19 protein-coding genes are annotated in these 15,527 nt (G+C 29.9%); 5 read left to right on the top strand and 14 right to left on the bottom strand.

The annotated features are described in order from the left end of the window. Positions 1-27 precede the first annotated feature (27 nt). The 6 genes from creD to BMX42_RS01110 form a co-directional block, all read right to left on the bottom strand. The gene (gene creD / locus BMX42_RS01135) at positions 28-1,335 is read right to left on the bottom strand and encodes a cell envelope integrity protein CreD (protein WP_091307147.1); all 1,308 of its coding nucleotides are present in this window, start codon (positions 1,333-1,335) and stop codon (positions 28-30) included. Between the two features lie 97 nt (positions 1,336-1,432). Then, positions 1,433-2,032 carry a DUF1361 domain-containing protein gene (locus tag BMX42_RS01130; RefSeq protein ID WP_091307144.1) on the bottom strand — a complete coding sequence of 200 codons (600 nt, stop codon included), beginning with the start codon at positions 2,030-2,032 and terminating at the stop codon, positions 1,433-1,435. A 54-nt stretch (positions 2,033-2,086) separates the two neighbouring features. After that, on the bottom strand, positions 2,087-2,383 hold the full coding sequence (locus tag BMX42_RS01125) for a winged helix-turn-helix domain-containing protein (RefSeq protein WP_091307141.1): 297 nt from the start codon (positions 2,381-2,383) through the stop codon (positions 2,087-2,089). Between the two features lie 56 nt (positions 2,384-2,439). Further along, the gene (locus BMX42_RS01120) at positions 2,440-2,643 is read right to left on the bottom strand and encodes a hypothetical protein (RefSeq protein ID WP_143055578.1); all 204 of its coding nucleotides are present in this window, start codon (positions 2,641-2,643) and stop codon (positions 2,440-2,442) included. 19 nt (positions 2,644-2,662) lie between these two features. Continuing rightward, a complete protein-coding gene (locus BMX42_RS01115; protein ID WP_091307134.1) occupies positions 2,663-3,289 on the bottom strand; it encodes a hypothetical protein in 627 nt (208 codons plus the stop codon). Between the two features lie 14 nt (positions 3,290-3,303). Beyond that, on the bottom strand, positions 3,304-3,588 hold the full coding sequence (locus BMX42_RS01110; protein WP_091307130.1) for a hypothetical protein: 285 nt from the start codon (positions 3,586-3,588) through the stop codon (positions 3,304-3,306). A 96-nt stretch (positions 3,589-3,684) separates the two neighbouring features. On the opposite strand from BMX42_RS01110, the gene BMX42_RS01105 reads away from it, so the two are divergent. Further along, entirely contained in the window at positions 3,685-4,044 is a 360-nt protein-coding gene (locus BMX42_RS01105; protein WP_091307129.1) for a DUF1801 domain-containing protein, read from the top strand. A 38-nt stretch (positions 4,045-4,082) separates the two neighbouring features. On the opposite strand, the gene BMX42_RS01100 is transcribed toward BMX42_RS01105, so the two are convergent. The 4 genes from BMX42_RS01100 to BMX42_RS01085 form a co-directional block, all read right to left on the bottom strand. After that, positions 4,083-4,958 (bottom strand): hypothetical protein, encoded by an 876-nt coding sequence (locus tag BMX42_RS01100; protein WP_091307125.1) that lies wholly within the window; start codon positions 4,956-4,958, stop codon positions 4,083-4,085. 23 nt (positions 4,959-4,981) lie between these two features. Next, the gene (gene kdsA / locus BMX42_RS01095; protein ID WP_091307122.1) at positions 4,982-5,800 is read right to left on the bottom strand and encodes a 3-deoxy-8-phosphooctulonate synthase; all 819 of its coding nucleotides are present in this window, start codon (positions 5,798-5,800) and stop codon (positions 4,982-4,984) included. Between the two features lie 71 nt (positions 5,801-5,871). Beyond that, positions 5,872-6,321 (bottom strand): 2-dehydro-3-deoxyphosphooctonate aldolase, encoded by a 450-nt coding sequence (locus BMX42_RS01090; protein ID WP_091307119.1) that lies wholly within the window; start codon positions 6,319-6,321, stop codon positions 5,872-5,874. Positions 6,322-6,328: 7 nt separating this feature from the next. Next, positions 6,329-6,805 carry a DUF4199 domain-containing protein gene (locus BMX42_RS01085; protein WP_143055577.1) on the bottom strand — a complete coding sequence of 159 codons (477 nt, stop codon included), beginning with the start codon at positions 6,803-6,805 and terminating at the stop codon, positions 6,329-6,331. Between the two features lie 152 nt (positions 6,806-6,957). Here BMX42_RS01085 and BMX42_RS01080 point away from each other — a divergent pair, with 152 nt between their 5' ends. From BMX42_RS01080 to BMX42_RS01065, 4 genes are all read left to right on the top strand, one after another. Beyond that, on the top strand, positions 6,958-7,524 hold the full coding sequence (locus BMX42_RS01080; RefSeq protein ID WP_091308741.1) for a YeeE/YedE family protein: 567 nt from the start codon (positions 6,958-6,960) through the stop codon (positions 7,522-7,524). 4 nt (positions 7,525-7,528) lie between these two features. Then, a complete protein-coding gene (locus tag BMX42_RS01075) occupies positions 7,529-7,942 on the top strand; it encodes a DUF6691 family protein (RefSeq protein WP_091307111.1) in 414 nt (137 codons plus the stop codon). Between the two features lie 47 nt (positions 7,943-7,989). Beyond that, positions 7,990-8,394: a putative periplasmic lipoprotein gene (locus BMX42_RS01070; protein ID WP_091307109.1), complete on the top strand. Its 405-nt coding sequence runs from the start codon at positions 7,990-7,992 to the stop codon at positions 8,392-8,394. Between the two features lie 209 nt (positions 8,395-8,603). After that, the gene (locus BMX42_RS01065) at positions 8,604-8,873 is read left to right on the top strand and encodes a heavy-metal-associated domain-containing protein (protein ID WP_091307106.1); all 270 of its coding nucleotides are present in this window, start codon (positions 8,604-8,606) and stop codon (positions 8,871-8,873) included. 33 nt (positions 8,874-8,906) lie between these two features. Here BMX42_RS01065 and BMX42_RS01060 read toward each other — a convergent pair whose 3' ends face one another. The 4 genes from BMX42_RS01060 to BMX42_RS01045 all read right to left on the bottom strand — a co-directional run bounded on the left by BMX42_RS01060 (position 8,907) and on the right by BMX42_RS01045 (position 15,488). Further along, positions 8,907-9,182 (bottom strand): ATP-dependent Clp protease adaptor ClpS, encoded by a 276-nt coding sequence (locus BMX42_RS01060; protein ID WP_091307102.1) that lies wholly within the window; start codon positions 9,180-9,182, stop codon positions 8,907-8,909. 29 nt (positions 9,183-9,211) lie between these two features. Then, on the bottom strand, positions 9,212-10,051 hold the full coding sequence (gene prmA, locus BMX42_RS01055) for a 50S ribosomal protein L11 methyltransferase (protein WP_091307099.1): 840 nt from the start codon (positions 10,049-10,051) through the stop codon (positions 9,212-9,214). Positions 10,052-10,126: 75 nt separating this feature from the next. Then, complete coding sequence (locus BMX42_RS01050) at positions 10,127-12,529, bottom strand: alpha-ketoacid dehydrogenase subunit alpha/beta (protein WP_091307095.1); 2,403 nt, start codon at positions 12,527-12,529, stop codon at positions 10,127-10,129. 166 nt (positions 12,530-12,695) lie between these two features. Further along, positions 12,696-15,488: a gluzincin family metallopeptidase gene (locus tag BMX42_RS01045; protein ID WP_091307091.1), complete on the bottom strand. Its 2,793-nt coding sequence runs from the start codon at positions 15,486-15,488 to the stop codon at positions 12,696-12,698. Between the last annotated feature and the right edge of the window lie 39 nt (positions 15,489-15,527).

The raw sequence follows: 15,527 nt of genomic DNA, 5'->3' as shown, positions 1-15,527 counted from the left end.
TGTCAGGGTTTTTTATTTTAAAGAAATTTACTTCCAATCAATCTTTCTAGAAAAGTACATTACGGCTGCTAAAATCGCAAATAGACCAATACTTCCCACTAATAAGGCATAATCTTCTAATTGTATGATGACGAAGATGAACGAGTATAAAACACTTAATGAAATCGCAATAAATGTTGGGAATTTCTTGTTCTTCAGAATCGATATTGAATATAGAGAAATCAGCGCAATTACGGCTATGGCAGCAATGATGTAAGCCAATGAAAAACTACTATGTTCTGTAATTGAAATCAATAAAGTGTAAAACATAATTAATGCAATTCCAATCATCGAATATTGAAAAATATGAATATTGATTTTACTTATCGATTGAATTAAAAAGAAGATTAAAAATGTTAATCCGATTACTAAAAACCCATATTTACTTGCACGCTCGTTTTGTTGGTATTCGTCAACTGGCGTGATGAAATCCGTCGCAAAAGCATAATTTGAAAGTTCTGGTAAAGCTTCGAAATATTGTTGTGCAAATGGTCTGTTAAAATGTAAAATTTTCCAGTTCGCTTTAAAACCTGAACCATCTTTAAAAAGATCACGAGAAGTAGGAGAGAAGTTTCCATTAAAATTTGGTGAATTCCAATCTGATGTCATTTTAGAATCAGTTGTTTTTCCGATAGGAACAATTTTAATTTGTTTACTTCCGTTAAATGCAATATCGAAACTAAATTTACTCGAATTGGCAATCGATTTATAATCGAATGTAGTGGATTCTAAAGTTTGAATGCTGTCGTTATTTTCTGTGTTTCCTGGTTCGAATTTTAAACTCTGATTGGCAAATTTTATTTTGACTTCATCTTTTAAGCTTTTCAAATTCGTAGTTCTGATGATAATTTTCGCTTGATTCCAATATACATTCGCATCTGGAATATTTCGCATTTGAAAATTAGGTTGCGAATACGAACCCGTGAAATTCATCTTAGTCGAAAATACATTCGATTTAAAAATACCTCGTTCTAAAGGTTTTTCCATTCTTGCAGTTATAGAATTATCCAATTCTTCTGGAAAGAAATACGCAAAATTCGATTTTCCTGTAACTGGATTTTTATAAGGAATCTTTAATATTGGTCCGTAAACATATACGCCGCCTCCCCATTTTGAAGTCGTTTCTGAAACCACTTCTTTTTGTCGAATGCTTCGTTCTGTAATTAAATCTTGTACGAAGAAAAGCGGAATTAATAAAACTAATGTTAGTATTCCAACCATCATCATTTTTGCTGTTGACGATTGAAAAAACGATTTGCTTTCAGTTTGATCTGGTGTTTTGATGTCGATTTCCATGGTGTTTTTAAGTTTAAAGGTTATTTTTTATTTAATTGTTATTGATTTTGTAATGTTTCCAATGGTAGAAAATGATATAACTTATCAGAATTATTAATCAGAGTTGTAAGGTGTAAATGATGGTTTCAAAACTAAAAAGCGCATAAATTGATTTGTAAACAAGTTCCATAGGTTTGGAGATAATATCCCAACTATTGAAGCGTAAAACTCTTCCTAAATAAATCCCAAATGCTGATAAAAAACTAATGATTATAATAAATAAATTCCCAGTTTTATTGCCATATTTTGCTGTTGTCAAGAGATGAATATGTTGTAATGAAAGTAATCCAATATAAAATCCTGCGAAGCTAAAACTTGATAGAATGAGCATGTCTAAGCCAAACTGAAAGGGATTTATGAAATGTAAGTGTGTGAAATCTGTTAGAATATAAAAAGTGTTTGGAATAAACAACAACCAAGTTAAAGAGTAAATGCTATTTTGTACTTTTTTGCTTTTATCGAAGAAGTTATTGTAAATACTTGATGATAAGAAATAAGGAACAATGGCTAAGAACAAATTCCAAATTAAAAATAATAAATACATAGAATGTGTAATTTTTACTCGAAGTAATAATAATGTAATTGCAACTAATGAAGCTAACCAAATGTTAGTGTCTTGTTTGCGATTTAAAATGTAGATGGTGACAAGTTTGTTCATATTTAATAATTAAAAGTACTTTGTTTTTCAAAGTTAATGAATAAAAAAATAGCGTTATTTTTGACTTAATAATTTTTCCAATGCGTTAATATGATCCTGAAAGGCTTTTTTGCCAATAGGAGTGATGCTGTATTTGGTATTTGGTTTTTTACCAATAAATTGTTTTTCAACGGAAATAAATGCATCAGCTTCTAATGCTTTAATGTGACTGGCTAAGTTTCCGTCTGTGGCACCTAAAAATTCCTTCATCGTATTAAAATCTACAGATTCGTTTACCATCAAAACCGACATAATTCCTAGTCGTATTCTGTGGTCAAACGCTTTGTTGATGTTTTGGATGATGTTTTTCATTTGTTTTCGTAGCACGAAGCTAATTCTTATTTTATAATATTTTTATATTTTTCTAATTATTTATTAGAGCTGTTATTTCTATTTATTTTGAACCAATTCTTTGTTAAAAGTACTATTCCTACAATTATTAATATCAAAGGCAAAGCACCTGGTTCATCTTCAACTGCAATCATGTAAATTAGTAAGATTGCTCCTAAAAGGATGATTAGAAGAGGGAATAGGATACCCCAATTTACTTTTTGACTTATTTCATTTTTCATAATATTGGAATTTAAATTATTATTTAATTCTCTCATATTTAAACCACATCATACCGCCATAAAATATATGACAAACACCGAAACCTAAAGCGGCGAATAGTAAGCCGTAACCTACGAAAAATGTGTTTATAATTCCTAATGAAATCATTGATAAGCCTAAATATCTTACATCTCCTAAAGTGTATTTACTCGCATTCACACAAGCTAATCCGTAGAATATTAAAGTAAGAGGAGTTAGTAAAGCAAAATTTTCTTTTTCAATTAAGTACAATCCCATATAACCACCAACTGCAAGTGGAATCATGAAATTAATGACCAAACGTTTTGATGTTGCATTCCAAATTTTATCATTGCTTTCTTTCGCTTTTTTTATGCTTAAAAGAATTCCTGTTGCAATAGATAAAACCAAAACAATTGAAGCAATTGCAAATAATTTAATTACCGCATTTTCTGAAATAATTAAATAAGAATAATTTCCAGAAGTTGAAGTATCAAAATAGATCGTTTTGTAAGCAAAGTAAGCACCAACTAACGCATAAATACCTGCCAACACACCAGACAAACCGCTTAAAGAAATAAATTGAGACGATTTACTCATCATTTCTTTAATTTCTTTTAAGTCGTTTAAATAATTTTTATCTTCCATTTGATTACTTTAGATTATGATCCAGAAATTGGACTGTTAAAAATTCCTACGGCTAATTCACCCCAAATAAATAAAAACAAAATTACAACACCAATAATTGTAGCAATTTTGATTCTTTCGTTGGTTATTTTTCTATTTAAATATTCACAAATCAATCCTGTGCTTGTTAATAATATTGCCATTAATATAAAATCAATTAATGACCAATTGACTTCATTGGTAAATCGCATTGCAATAAATGGAATCAGTAATAAGATTATTACTGCGACGCCTATTTTCTTTTGTGCTGAATTTATCATAATTGAAAGTTTGTAAAGTGCTTTGAAATACAAAGTAAATAATAAAATTTCATTTGAACAAGGAATTTTAATTATTTTTGAATAAATAAATTATTAATGAAGCCAGCTGAAGTATATATTTTGAAACAAAGCCCACAATTTCAAGAGATTATTCATTATGTAATTTCTGTAATTGAACAAGAAATTGAAGTAACTGAATTATTATTTAAGTGGGGAATTCCATATTTTTATTATGAAAAGAAACCATTTGTTTATATAGCACCAAATAAATCAAAAGGATTTGTTGATATTGGTTTTGCAAAAGGATATGAATTAATTTTACATCAAGATATTTTAATTGGAGAAAATAGAAACACCATTAAATCGCTACGCTATTTTGAGATTGATTCAGTAGAAGATATTGTTTTAAGAGAAGTTATTAGGGAAGCAAAGTTGTTGTATAAAAAAACGCGATAAGTAATTATCACGTTTTTTTTATTTTTATGTTTAAAGAATTAAAGCTTGAAAATTCCACCAACAGTTATAATTTTTTGTAAAAACCATATTTCTTGTTCCGCTTTGTCAGATGGATTATAGCTAGTTCTAATATTATTCATATTTAAATAACCACCTTTAATTTCTGTTTGAATAAAGAAGTATTTAAAGAAAGTAAAATTTAAACCAGCTTTTGCAGAAATTCCGTAACCAGCTACATTAAATTCATCGTATCTTTCCTTATTAAAAACCTTTGCATTTGTTCTTGGAAATAAAAATCCACCACCAACACCTTCAGTTAAGTTTATTTGAAATTTATCTGTATTTGGAAGTCTTAATAAATGTGAAATATCATCAAATCTATTAATTTCTGTATTTACATAATTTAAACCGTCTGTATGTTCAAAAGTTAAAAAATCTGGTGTTAAAGTAATTTCATCAGCTGTTGCATGTTCGCCAAATGTATTTCCTGGTGTAGCTGAAATTTCTCCTTCTTGTGGATAATATCCACTATATTTAACTCTAATATCATTGTCCATAATGTATTTCATATGGTCATATCCAATAGAAATATTATAATGATCATTGATAAAATACCCGATTCTAAGATTAGTTTGAGGAATTGTCATCCTTGTTGGATTGACGTAATCTATGTGCCAACCTTTTGGTCTGTCTTGTGCTGTAACATCATATAAAGTGAAATCGTAGTTTTCACCAGTAAAATGAATGTCTGATTTAGCGTAATTATCTCTGTTTCCTCCCCAATAGATATAAAATTTACCTTTATTATGAGCAGTGTATTTTTCTTTTGTTACAGGCAAATCTACTAAGTTATCTGTTTGTGCGAAACTTGTTATAGAAATTAATGCTATAACAAGCGTTAAGATTTTTTTCATTTGGGTATTAAGTTCTATTATTCTTAAAATTTATTTATGGTTTGTCTGATGGCTACTAACTTCGTCATTAAGCCTTCAAAATAATCTAAATGCAACATGTTTGCACCATCACTTTTTGCGTTTGCAGGATCAAAATGTGTTTCAATGAAAATTCCATCAACTCCAGTTACAATTCCAGCTTTAGCGATAGTTTCAATCATATCTGGTCTTCCGCCAGTAACACCACTTGTTTGATTTGGTTGTTGTAACGAATGTGTCACATCTAAAACAGTAGTTCCGAATTCTTTCATTGTAGGGATTCCTCTGAAATCTACAATCATATCTTGGTAACCAAACATGGTTCCTCTATCGGTAATCATAAAATTATCGTTACCACAATCTTTTACTTTTTGAGCCGCGTGTTTCATGCTTTCCGGACTCATAAATTGTCCTTTTTTCAAGTTTACAGTTTTACCTGTATTGGCAGCAGCCACAACTAAATCCGTTTGGCGAACTAAAAATGCAGGAATTTGTAACACATCAACATAAGCAGCAGCCATAGCCGCATCTTCATTGGTGTGAATGTCTGTTACCGTTGGTACGCCAAATTCTTTTGAAACTTTTTCTAATATTTTTAAGGCTTTTTCATCTCCAATTCCAGAAAAACTATCAATTCTAGAACGGTTAGCTTTTTTGAAACTTCCTTTAAAAACAAAAGGAATTTGTAAATTATCTGTAATAGTAACTAATTTTTCTGCAATTCGTAAAGCCATTTCTTCGCCTTCAATAGCGCATGGACCAGCAAGTACGAAAAAGTTACCACTATTTGTATGTTTTATTTGTGGAATATTATCTAAGTTCATGTGTAGTTGTTTATTGTGTTTTTATTTGTGATGCAAAGGTAATTAAAGTTAGATGTTTAGTTGTTAGAAGTTTAAACTTTTTTTATTGAAAATCCTTTCGGACAAATTACGTTACCTTTTTCAAATGTATTGATGTAAATTTTCTTGTCAGTAGCCTTTTCATCAAAGTAAATTTCATATAAATCTAAAGTTCCAGCGCCCATTTTATTGTTTTTACTTGGAAAAGGGCAACACGTTTCAATTAATTTATACGTTACTTTTTCTCCATTTGGACCAGTTATAGCATTAAAAAAACGACCAACATTTAAATTATTGCTGTTTTCATATTTTGAAAATCCTAAATTGATTGGGTAAAATTCACTATAACCGTATTTTAAATCAGTTGCAGTTTCTGTTAAAACAAATTGAGGGCCAACAATTTTGGGTAAAACCGCTGTGTCATCTATATTTTGAATGGTGTTTTTTGTACTTATACATGAAATAAATAAGACTAAGAAGCTTAAAACAATTATTTTGCGCATGATGAAATTATTTTTTAGTTTTTACTATTGCCGAAGCCAAAGCTGCAAATATTATACCAAATGAGAAGTTTCCAAATGAAGCAAAAATCATATACGCCGTTGTGCCAAACATGGCTTGTGCATTTTCTAGTTTCATTCCTTTAGAAACCGAATAATTAATCATGTTTGTGAAAAAATCTGGATTGACATATTTTAAAGAAAAATAAGTAGCAAATGGAGTTAAAATCATAGCGAAAATAGCTAAAATCACTCCAGAAAGAAAGCCTTGTTGCCAAGACATTATTCCATTGAAAAAATTCTTTTTCTTATCAATTAAAAAAAGGACATAAATTCCAAAAATGATAATGTATATTAAGTTGGTAAAAGCTGGATGGTTAGCAATGTATTTATCATGAAAACCTAAATACTTTTCTAGCTGAAACCACATAATTCCTAAAAAAGTGTAGTATATTGCCCATTTAAATTCTATTTTAAATTTACTCATTTTTTGTATCTTTGAAATCGCTATTAAAAAGTCTGCGTAAGCAAACACTTATGGTTGTTAAATGTGATACATATGTTATCTTTGCAAAAGAAAAGTTTATATATGAAATCGAGAACAAATATAGTAATTCAAAAAATAATATTTCACAATATATGGAAGTAATTCAAGGTACTTGGCACTGGGCAGTTTCAGGTTTTTTAATCGGACTTATCATGTTAGTGTTAACCTATTTTGGCAAAACTTTTGGGATGTCATCTAACTTAAGAAATATATGTAGTTTAACATTTGGTAAAAGTAAAATTGAATATTTTGATTTTGATTGGAAAGAACAAAGGTGGAATTTAGCTATTGCATTAGGTGCTATTGTAGGAGGATTTTTAGCCTCTTATTTTTTGATGGATTCTCCTGATATTCTTCAAATTAATCCGAAAACAATTGAAAATTTACAGCAATTAAATATTGATGCACCCAATGGAAAATTAGGTCCAGATGCTATGTTTAGTTTAGAAAATTTATTTACAATTAAAGGGTTTTTCATTTTATTAATTGGTGGATTCTTAATTGGATTTGGAACGCCTTATGCTGGTGGTTGCACTTCTGGCCATGCGATTTCTGGTTTAAGTAACCTGCAAATTCCATCGCTTATTGCAGTAATAGGTTTTTTCCTTGGCGGATTAATTTCTGCACATTTTTTAATTCCATTAATTTTTGGTTCGTAACATTATGAAGTTGATAAAATTTTTTATAGTTGGTGTCGTTTTCGGAATCGTATTAACAAAAGCAGAAGCCGTTTCTTGGTATAGAATTTATGAGATGTTTATGTTTCAAAGTTTTCATATGTATGGAATTATTGCAACCGCTATTTTTGTAGGTGTTACTGGGATTTATTTAATTAAAAAGAAAGATATTCAAGGTTTTAAAGGAGCTGAAATTAATATTCAAGATAAAGATTTCTCCTATTCAAGATATATAATTGGCGGAACAATGTTTGGCTTGGGCTGGGGACTAGTAGGAAGTTGTCCTGGACCGATTTTTATTTTAATTGGAAATGGTGTTTTTTCTATTTGTGTAGTACTACTTGGTGCTTTACTAGGAACTTACATTTATGGAATTTTGAAAAATAAATTACCTCATTAGTCAATTTTATTTTTAAATTTGTGAAAAATAACTTACATTAAATAATTATGAAAAAATATTTATTACTTTTTGTTGCTGCTTTAATTTTTGTCTCTTGTGGAAGTGATGATGAACCAGTTGTTGCTGAAGCTTCAATTATTGGTTCTTGGGAATATTATAAAGAAGGAACAATTGTTGGTGGTACAGAAACATTAGCTAATTATGAAAATTCATGTTCTACAAAAAAAGACTATGTTGAATTTTTACAAAATGGCGAATATGATGATGTTTACTATGATTCTAATTGTGATGAATCAATTGATTATGGTGATTGGACTAAGTCAGGTAATATGTTAACTAATGTTACTGAAGATACAACTGTTGAAATTCTTGTTTTGACTAATACTACTTTGAAAATCAAATATGTAGATACAGATGGAGCTATTTACACTACAGTTTTTAGAAGAAAATAGATTAAAAATTATATAAATAAAAAAAGCTGAGTCAAATATGTGATTCAGCTTTTTTTATTTAATTATAGTTCATATACTTTACATTTTTTAAAACTCATATTACAGAATTTTAAATATAAATTGCCTTATTAATCATTTGATAATGTGATTTTTATCATATTTTTTCAATGAATGTTTTCGTAATTTTATACTATTAAAATAGAGAAAAAATGAAAACAATAGTTCATATACAAAATTTAAAATGTGATGGTTGTGTAAATACTATCACTAAGAAACTTAATGCTTTAGATGATGTTTCTGAAGTTAGTGTTGAAGTGGGAGACAATTCTGTCACATTTGAGTATTCTGAAGAGCATACTCTGGATTTAGTTAAGAAAACATTAGCAGATATTGGTTATCCAGAAGATGGTGAAGCAAATAGTTTGACAGCAAAAGCAAAATCTTATGTAAGTTGTGCTTTTGGAAAAATAACTTCTTAAAAGAAAAAGGCGACCAACTGGTCGCCTTTTTAATTATATGATTACAGCACTTAAACCTGCATCTTGCAACGATATGCATTGCGGTTTAAGTTTTGTTAATTCTCCAGTTTTCACAGTGCATTGCCCTTTGTAATGAACCAAAATAGCGCATTGCTCTGCTTGTTCCCAAGTATGGTCGCAAATTTTGACTAGCATTTCAATAACGTGATCAAAAGTGTTTACATCATCATTATATAAAACAATTTCGTTGTTTACACCAACTGCTTCTTCGACTAATACTTCTTCTAATGTTTCTGTTAATGTGCTCATAACTAATAATTTATTCTAGTACAAAATTACTAATTTTTTATATATTTCAAACCTAACCAATTATTTCTTTCTTTTTTCGATTCAAAAGTCAGACCTAATTTTTCACAACATTCGTTAATCGCTTCAAAATCTTCCGTATAAAATCCACTTAATAATAAAACAGAATTGTCATTCATACAGTTTACATATGTTGCCATGTCGTTCAGTAAAATGTTTCTATTGATATTCGCAATAAACACATCGTATTTCTGACCGTCATTTAACCAAGACGCATCACCTTCATAAACTGAAATATGTTTGCAGTTGTTACGTTCAGCGTTTTCAATTGAGTTTAAATAACACCAATTGTCAATATCAACAGCATCAATTGGTTGAGCGCCTTTCATTTCAGCTAAAATGGCTAAAATGGCAGTTCCACAACCCATATCAATGGTTTTCTTGTTCGTTACATCCAATTCTAACAAATGTTGAATCATCATGTGAGTCGTCTCGTGATGACCTGTTCCGAAACTCATTTTTGGTTCAATTACAATTTCATACTTCGCATTAGTTGCTGGATGAAATGGTGCACGAACATGACAAATTCCGTCAACATCGATAGGAGAGAAGTTCTTTTCCCATTCTTCGTTCCAATTTACTGGCTCAATTTCATTTGTCGTATAAGAAATCTTGAAATTTTCGTTCGAAAGAATTTCAATTTCATTTAAGATATTCTCAGACCAAACGTCTTTTTGAACATAAGCCGAAACACCTTCTTCGGTTTCTTCAAAGCTTTCAAAAGCCGTTTCTTCTAATTGTGCAATTAAAATTTCCGAACCTAAATCATTTGGTTCAATTGTAAAATGGTATGCGATATATGTATTTGCCATTCGGTTTTAAATTTTAGTCATAAAAAAATAGGAAGCAAAATTACTACTTCCTATTTTAATATTTGTGTTTTTTAATTAATATAATTTTGGAAACTTGTTCGGATTTGCTTCGTTCATAATTTCGTACACTTTTTCAAAAATATCTTCCGCACTTGGTTTAGAGAAATAATCACCATCAGTTCCGTAACTAGGGCGGTGCGCCTTAGCAGTTAACGTTTGTGGTGCACTATCTAAATGTTTGTACGCGTTTTGATTTTCTATAATTTCTTGTAAAATGAAAGCACTTGCTCCACCAGGAACGTCTTCGTCAATTACTAATAAACGATTCGTTTTAGCAACCGATTTCACAATGTCTTTATTAATATCGAATGGTAATAAACTCTGAATATCAATAATTTCAGCGTCAATTCCGTTTTCTAATAAATCTTTCGCCGCTTGTTCTACAATTCTTAATGTCGAACCATAAGAAACTAACGTAATATCTTTTCCTTCTTTGATGGTTTCTATCACACCTATTGGCGTTTGGAATTCACCTAAGTTCGTTGGCATTTTTTCTTTTAAACGGTAACCATTTAAACATTCAATTACTAAAGCAGGTTCGTCAGTTTTTAATAACGTATTATAAAAACCAGCTGCTTTTGTCATGTTTCTTGGAACTAAAACATGAATTCCACGAATCGCGTTAATAATCATTCCCATTGGAGAACCAGAATGCCAAATACCTTCTAAACGGTGTCCACGAGTTCTGATAATTAATGGCGATTTTTGACGACCATGAGTTCTATATTGTAAAGTTGCTAAATCGTCACTCATAATTTGAATGGCGTATAACAAATAATCTAAATATTGAATTTCAGCAATTGGACGTAATCCACGCATTGCCATTCCGATACCTTGACCTAAAATAGTAGCTTCACGAATTCCTGCATCTGAAACACGCATTTCTCCGTATTTTTCTTGCATTCCTTCTAAACCTTGGTTTACATCACCAATGTTTCCTGCATCTTCACCAAACACTAAAGTTTCTGGATAAGTTGCGAAAATTTTATCGAAATTATCTCTTAAAACTAAACGTGCATCAACTTCTTCTGCCGTTTCGTCATAAGTTGGTTTTACTTCAGTTGTTGAAGCAATATTTTGTTTCGATTCTGAGTATAAATGGGAACTGTATTTTGGTTGAATTCTTTCAATGAAATTAGAAATCCAAGTCGCTAAAGTTTCTCTGTTTGAACCAGAAAGCATTCTTAAAACTTTTCTAGTAACAACTAATAAATCTTTTCTAATTGGTTCTTTTATTGCAGCAATATCATTCGCGTATTTTTCAATGAAAACTTTATTTTCAGAGTTTTGTGCGACTTGATTTAAGATAGCAACTGTTGTCGCTTGATCTTCTTTAATTGCTGATAAATAATTCGCCCAAGCTTCTTTTTTACCTTCTAAAACTTCTTTTTTTGATGCTGCTTCAATTTCTTCTAATTCTTCTGCAGAAGAAATATTGTTTTCAATCATCCATTTTTTCATTTGCGCTACACAGTCGAATTCTGCTTCCCAAGCCAAACGCTCTGCATTTTTGTAACGCTCGTGAGAACCTGAAGTGGAGTGACCTTGTGGTTGTGTTAATTCATTAACGTGAATTAAAACTGGTACATGTTCTGCTCTTGCAACTTCTGCTGCTTTTTGGTAAGTATCAACTAAAGCTGGATAATCCCAACCTTTAACACGGAAAATTTCGTAACCGTTATTTTCCTCATCACGTTGTAAACCTTTTAATATTTCAGAAATATTTTCTTTTGTAGTTTGATATTTCGCGTGAACTGAAATTCCATATTCGTCATCCCAAACACTCATTACCATTGGAACTTGTAAAACTCCAGCCGCATTGATTGTTTCGAAAAACAAACCTTCAGAAGTTGAAGCGTTACCAATTGTTCCCCATGCTACTTCGTTTCCTTTTACCGAAAAATTATTTTCAGCAGGAATTTCAGCAACATTTCTATATATTTTTGATGCTTGCGCTAAACCTAATAAACGAGGCATTTGCCCAGCAGTAGGAGAGATGTCGGCACTTGAATTCTTTTGTTTAGTTAAATTTTTCCAATTTCCGTTTTCGTCTAATGAATGTGTTGCAAAATGGCCACCCATTTGACGACCCGCGCTCATTGGATCGAAATTTACATCGGCATGACCGTATAAACCTGCAAAAAACTGAACGATTGACAATTCGCCAATAGCCATCATAAACGTTTGGTCACGGTAATATCCTGAACGGAAATCACCATTTTGGAAAGCTTTTGCTAATGCCAATTGCGGCACTTCTTTTCCATCACCAAAAATACCAAATTTAGCCTTACCTGTAAGTACTTCTTTTCTTCCAAGAAGACTACATTCACGACTTACCGATGCGATTTTAAAATCGGTTAAAACTTCTTTTTTGAAATCTTCGAAAGATATAGTTTCTGCAGTTTTTGATTTGCTCATAATTGAAATATGCTTTGATACAAATTTAAATATTTTATTGCAATATTTTCATTTGAAAGTGATTTTTATGAATAATGTATAATTTTATTGAGTTTTAAGTAAAAATAGTGCAGTAAATTTCCGAAATACTACATATTATATATGAATAATGTAAAATTATTGAGAGCTAAAACCATCTTCTTGTAAACAAAGAGGTTAAAGTTTTTGGACTTATGGTAATTATGAACCGAATTCTTTCACCATAATTTTTATCATTTAATTCAAATCCGTTAGAAGAATAAACTGGGAAAAACAATTCGAAATAGTCTTGAACTAAGTTTAAATGCACACCACTGTCATAAATATATTTGGAGTTAAATCCTTGATTTTTATAGGTTCCAACATCTCCATATAATTCAATCCAATTCCAAATATTAAAACTTGCATTTACTGTAAATATGTATTGATTGGCAAAACGAGTATCAAACTTAGATTTAAATGCTCCTTCCGCATTTACGAATTGACGGCTAAACAAACCTTTACTTTCGCTACGTCCAATTAAGGCGTAATCAAATAAATAATCAGATGGTCTGTCAATTCCAAAACTGAAAAAATCGTTGGTATTATCATTATATACGAAAAAACCACCAAAAGCTCTCAAGTTAATGTATCTGTTGTTTTCGAATAGTTTTCTGTACTGAATTTGTCCAGAAACTTTGCTAAATGAATTCGAAATCTGTAAGTCACTTCCGTATGAAAATTGCTTGATTAATTCGCTATTCGCATAACCATATCTCAAGTTAAAAACAGAATAATTCTCTGTATTTTTTGTCGTAACGATATTCGATTTTTCACGGTTTACATACACTTGTCGGAGTGTAATTCCTTCACCTTCATTTTTTCTGAAATTCGGATTTCTAAAACTGAAATTGATACTTGGTGTAATTTTAGTGTAAAAGGCATCTGGAGCATAATGTAAGCGTGTTCCCGAAATTCCATAGCGTGTATTATAATGTGTACTATGACGATTTATATCATTAAAACCAAAACCAACACTTCCAGCAATTGTTCTTGTTTTTGTAGAGAAATTAGGTGTTAAATCATATGTAAATGGCTTGTTAATGATTGACTTATTATTGAGTTTCATTCCAAGTAAAATTCCATCATATAAATTGAATTCTGCTGTTGGAACATAAAAAACCTGATTGTATTTAGCGTCTTCAATGTCTTTGAAAAAGGTGAAACGAATTCTTCTATTTCCGAATAATCTATTTTTTAATTTGTAACTATTGTTGTTGTTATTTAGTTCTGGAATTTCGTAATTACTGTTTAAAACAAGCTTTGTAATACTATCATTTTTGACCGAAAATTTAAACGTTTCCGTATTGTTTTCAACCCAATTTTTACTCACTAATTTATTTTTGTTGTAACCATAAATGGAGACAGGAACTTTTGCATCGCCTACATTTTTTATTATGACTTCAATAGAATCATTTACTTTTTTTGCCTTGGTGATTTTGTAATCTATTTTGTTTCGAGAATAAATTAACTCATCAAAAAACCAATCTAATTTTTGATTTGAATTCGTTTCTAAAAGATTTTTAAAAACTTTATTATCAGTATTTTTATTTGAGTTTATATCTACAAATTGTTTAATTGAATTTTCAAGAATATCATTTCCTAAATAATCGTCTAAATAATGAAGCGAAAGTCCGGATTTGAATTTTCCAGCAATTTTTTCATTAAATTTTATTTGCGTGTTTTTATCTGTTCCTACAGGTTGATCAATGTTTTTTCGACCCATTAATAAATAATTATAAATGAATTGTTCTGAGAAATCCATATTAATTATTTTGTAACGTTTTAAAATTCCAAAGCGTGATAATCTTCCGAATGCTTTTACGTCAGGATAATTTTCATCAATATATTTTTTAATGTAATAGTGTTGAATTCCTTCTAAAATCCAATGGTCTTTTCGGAAATTAATTTTCAAATTTGCAGCTAAATAATTGTTTAAATAGGTTTTTAAAAACTTCAATTCAAAAACAAAATCATCATTAAATGGTGAAATAAAAGATGGTAATTCATTTAAGCCATAAAAGGCTTCTCTGTCATAATCTTCTTGCGAAACCATGATTTTTTCTTGGTTTGAAGAACCAATATTTTCCGCAACATAAGAAGTGATTTTGTCAATAATTAAAACCTTTTGAAAAATAGCAACATCTTTGGTTTTTAAATTAGTGATGGCTGTTATTTTCTGATTTTTAAATTCTTCATAACTATTCGTTTTTTCTAAAGCGATAAAGAAATTGGTACGAGAGTTTCCAGTTAATTGTGAAGAATTTGAATTCGAATTTATAACATCTAAATCAGTTGTTAAAATTAGATTATCGTGTTGAATGTCAATTTTATAATTGGCTATTTCGGTAGTTAAATCATCGCTATTTTCTTCACTTTGTGTTTCTGAATTGAAGGCAGAAAGCGTTAAAAAACAGTTTTTCAATAATATTTTGGTTTCTGAAAATCCGTATTTAGTAAATTTTGTATTAGGAATAGTTAATTGGTATTTAATTTTTAAAGTCGTAGTTTCTCCAATTTGTAATGGTTTTTCTAGCTTAACGATTAAAATATCAACTTGATTTTCATTTCTATAAAAAGATAATGGATTTGAAAATTCGTTTACAATGTCAAAAATTTGAGTTTCACCTTTTTCCGATTTTTTAGATAAATGAAAACTTCTATTAAATTCATCCGAAAATTTACTCGCTAAAGCGGATTTTTTACTTGAAAAAGCGTGATTCCAATCATTCAAAGCAATCTCATTTAAAACTGAATTGGAAGTATTTTTTAGTGTGATTTCTTCAAGAACTTCAATCTTCTTTCCGTTCTCAATTAGTTTAGCGTTTATTTTAATTTCATTTTGGGCAAATGAAACCATTGTAAACATAAAAAGTAGTAATATTTTTGTTTTAATCATCATTTTTTTAATAGCTCTCAATATTACTAAAAAAAAGGAAAT

It is taken from the genome of Flavobacterium terrigena, assembly GCF_900108955.1.
GTDB lineage: Bacteria > Bacteroidota > Bacteroidia > Flavobacteriales > Flavobacteriaceae > Flavobacterium > Flavobacterium terrigena.
This window is presented reverse-complemented; position numbering and strand designations above follow the sequence as displayed.